Below are 3,025 nucleotides of genomic sequence, written 5' to 3' on the forward strand. Positions count from 1 at the left end.
CGACAGGCCCGCTGGCCGAGCTTGCCGATGCCGGATTGGTTTAACCTGATGTCATTACCTATTCTGAACATTTCCAAAATGATGGGGACTCAGGATGACGGCTGCCTAGGGGGTAACTTGATGTCATTCCTTTTCTGAACATTTTAAAAATGTTGGGGACTCAGGATGACGGCTGCCTAGCGGGCAACTTGATGTCATTCATTTTCTGAACATTTTCAAAATGCTATGGACTCGCAATGACGCACCACACCTTCAGCCTTCCAACTTGCCCAATCTAAAATCTACCTTCTACCTTTCTCCCTCATCCCTCATCCTTCATCCTTAAAATCTCCTCTTTCCCAAAATGCCCCTCCTCACAGACCTTTTCTACCTGCCACCCGTTGAATACTTTGTGCTGATCAGCGATCACCGGGAATTGTGCATAAATGGAACAGAGAGGTATCAGAAACAAACTTACCGTAATAGGGCTCAAATTCTATTGACCAACAAAGTGGACACCTTATCTATTCCTGTTTTAATGGGGAATTCAAAGCAGTTATATAAGGAAATCAAAATTGATTATGATCAAAAATGGAAAAACATTCATTTAAGGGGGATTCAAAGTGCATATGGGAAAGCTCCTTTTTTTGAATATTTTTTTCCTTATTTGGAGATCGTTTATGCAAAAAACCTGACGTTTTTGTTTGATCTCAATATCGAACTACTGACAGTTTGTCTTAAATTATTGCAGTCTAACACTAAATTAAAAGTGGTATCGGAGAATGTCGATGCCAACAATTACCCTGATACAAGAGGTATAATCAATGCAAAGGAAGGTTTTGGTTCCAGAAACATCATGACACCATATCCTTACAGCCAAATGTTTGGCGTAAACTTTGTGCCAAACCTTAGCATTCTGGATTTGTTGTTTTGTAAAGGTCCTGAATCAAAAGATATTCTGAACCTCTCAAAAAAAAATGATTGAACAATCCGTAAATAGATTGTGTTTTTAAAACAAATTCGGTAACATTAATATTGAATTAAGAATAAATTAGAAAGAAAATACATGGAAGCAAAATTTTCAAACAGAGTCAAAGAGGTGATCTCCCTGAGCAGAGAAGAAGCGCTGCGTCTGGGTCATGACTACATTGGTACAGAACACCTCTTGTTGGGCATGATTAGAGAAGGTGAGGGAGTGGCTGTTTCCATATTGAAAAAATTAGGAGTGCCATTAGACGAACTCCGAAATTCTATCGAGCGGGCAGTTAAAGGTACTGCTACCCACAATGTCAAAAACCTCGCGAACATCCCATTGACAAGACAATCTGAGAAAGTATTGAAAATCACCTATCTCGAAGCCAAGATTTTTAAAAGTCAATTAATCGGAACTGAACATCTGCTGTTATCCATACTTAGGGATGAAGATAATATTGCAACCCAGATTTTGAATAAGTTTGATACCAATTATGACTCCGTTAAGGAGATGTTGGAATTTCAGACTGACTCGGGTCCAAGGGCAAAAGCTGAGGCTGATGACCCTGATGATGATGGATCTAAACTCTTTGGTTCATCCGCTGGAAGTTCTTCGAGTTCTTCCAAAAGTTCCGGTGAAAAATCCAGGACACCTGTTTTGGATAATTTTGGCCGTGACTTAACCAAAATGGCGGAAGATGACAAATTGGATCCAATCATAGGTAGAGAAAAAGAAATCGAAAGGGTTGCTCAGATACTTTCCAGAAGAAAGAAAAACAATCCAATTCTTATAGGAGAACCCGGTGTAGGTAAAACTGCTATTGCAGAAGGCCTTGCCTTGCGAATTGTTCAAAAGAAGGTTTCCCGTGTACTGTTCAACAAAAGAGTGGTCACCTTGGATTTGGCATCCTTGGTTGCGGGTACCAAATATAGAGGGCAGTTTGAAGAAAGAATGAAAGCAGTAATGAACGAATTAGAGAAATCTCCGAACGTCATACTATTCATTGATGAGCTGCATACAATAGTAGGTGCCGGTGGCGCAAGTGGTTCATTGGATGCTTCAAACATGTTCAAGCCCGCTTTGGCAAGGGGAGAAATCCAATGTATTGGAGCTACCACCCTTGATGAGTATAGACAATATATAGAGAAAGACGGTGCATTGGCCCGTAGATTTCAAATGGTAATGGTGGATGCCACCACGCCGGAAGAAACTATTCAGATCCTTAATAACATCAAGGATAAGTATGAGGACCATCACAATGTGATTTACACCCCTCAGGCCATTGACGCATGTGTCAAGCTTTCAGATCGCTATATTTCAGATAGATTTCTTCCTGATAAGGCCATAGACATCTTGGATGAAGCGGGTGCAAGGGTCCATATTAACAATATCCATGTACCTGAGGAAATTCTCAAGTTGGAAGAAGAGGTCGAACAAATCAAAATTGAGAAAAACAGGGTTGTTAAAAGTCAAAAGTATGAAGAAGCAGCCCAATTGAGGGACAAGGAGAAGAAGTTACTCGAGCAACTTGAAAATGCCAAAAACAAATGGGAAGAGGATAGTAAAACCAAGCGTTATACGGTAGAAGAAGATAATGTTGCTGAGGTAATTGCCATGATGACAGGAATCCCTGCCAAAAGAATTGCCCAAAATGAAGGTTTGAAACTTTTGAATATGGGTGAAGAATTGCAGGCCAAAGTCATTGGTCAGGAAGAAGCCATCAAGAAATTGACCAAAGCTATCCAAAGAACAAGGGTAGGGCTGAAAGATCCTAAAAAACCGATTGGTTCATTTATATTTCTAGGACCTACGGGAGTTGGAAAGACAGAGTTGGCAAAAATGTTGGCGACTTATCTTTTTGACAAAGATGATTCTTTGATCAGAATCGATATGTCAGAATATATGGAGAAGTTTAGTGTCTCCAGACTTGTGGGAGCACCTCCGGGATATGTCGGTTATGAAGAAGGCGGTCAGTTGACTGAGAAAGTCAGAAGAAAGCCATATTCAGTAGTTTTGCTGGATGAAATCGAAAAAGCACACCCTGATGTTTTCAATATTCTACTTCAGGTCTTG

The 3,025-nt window shown here is 40.3% G+C and carries 2 protein-coding genes; both read left to right on the forward strand.

The genetic code is table 11. The features are described from left to right. Nucleotides 1-343 precede the first annotated feature (343 nt). Complete coding sequence (locus tag ACEW8U_RS00045; protein WP_373519979.1) at nt 344-964, forward strand: WbqC family protein; 621 nt, start codon at nt 344-346, stop codon at nt 962-964. A gap of 81 nt (nt 965-1,045) precedes the next feature. Further along, nucleotides 1,046-3,025 (forward strand): ATP-dependent Clp protease ATP-binding subunit (locus ACEW8U_RS00050; protein WP_373519980.1); only part of this gene is annotated, 1,980 nt, incomplete at its 3' end.

Origin of the sequence: Aquiflexum sp., assembly GCF_041751335.1 — a bacterium.
In the GTDB taxonomy this organism is placed as follows: Bacteria; Bacteroidota; Bacteroidia; order Cytophagales; family Cyclobacteriaceae; genus Aquiflexum.

What these genes read in the sequence shown, in the direction of transcription:
- ACEW8U_RS00045 (WP_373519979.1), top strand. Translation starts at nt 344, where the DNA reads ATGCCCCTCCTCACAGACCTTTTCTACCTGCCACCCGTTGAATACTTT.